This window comes from Marisediminitalea alba (assembly GCF_002993365.1).
Taxonomy (GTDB): domain Bacteria; phylum Pseudomonadota; class Gammaproteobacteria; order Enterobacterales; family Alteromonadaceae; genus Alteromonas; species Alteromonas alba.
Genome location: NZ_PVNP01000068.1, coordinates 1 through 563, shown reverse-complemented (window position 1 = coordinate 563; position 563 = coordinate 1). Strand labels below are relative to the sequence as shown.

Annotated in this window: 2 tRNA genes; both read right to left on the bottom strand. The window is 47.1% G+C overall.

The window, feature by feature from the left end:
* Nucleotide 1: 1 nt before the first annotated feature.
* Nucleotides 2-77 (bottom strand) — tRNA-Glu (locus tag C6Y40_RS08005).
* 247 nt (nt 78-324) lie between these two features.
* A tRNA-Glu gene (locus C6Y40_RS08000) sits at nt 325-400 on the bottom strand.
* Nucleotides 401-563: the final 163 nt, after the last annotated feature.

The window sequence follows — 563 nt, the reverse complement described above, 5'->3', positions numbered from 1 at the left end:
ATGGCGTCCCCTAGGGGATTCGAACCCCTGTTACCGCCGTGAAAGGGCGGTGTCCTAGGCCTCTAGACGAAGGGGACAAAATTTTTGTCTATCGTCGCACTGCGACGATAAAATTTTGTAAGGCGAAAGATACTTTAGTATCTGAGCGACCTCATCCTAGAACTTTTTGTTAGTGAAGCGTTGCTTCACTAAATTTCTGTAAGGCGAGGTAAGCTCTGCGTAACCGAGCGACCTTATTATGGTTCCTCACAGAATATTTCGGTCCTGAAAGCGTTTCAGCTTCCGGCCTATCCACAGTATTAATCGACTGTGACGCGATGTAAATGGCGTCCCCTAGGGGATTCGAACCCCTGTTACCGCCGTGAAAGGGCGGTGTCCTAGGCCTCTAGACGAAGGGGACAAAATTTTTGTCTATCGTCGCACTGCGACGATAAAATTTTGTAAGGCGAAAGATACTTTAGTATCTGAGCGACCTCATCCTAGAACTTTTTGTTAGTGAAGCGTTGCTTCACTAAATTTCTGTAAGGCGAGGTAAGCTCTGCGTAACCGAGCGACCTTATTAT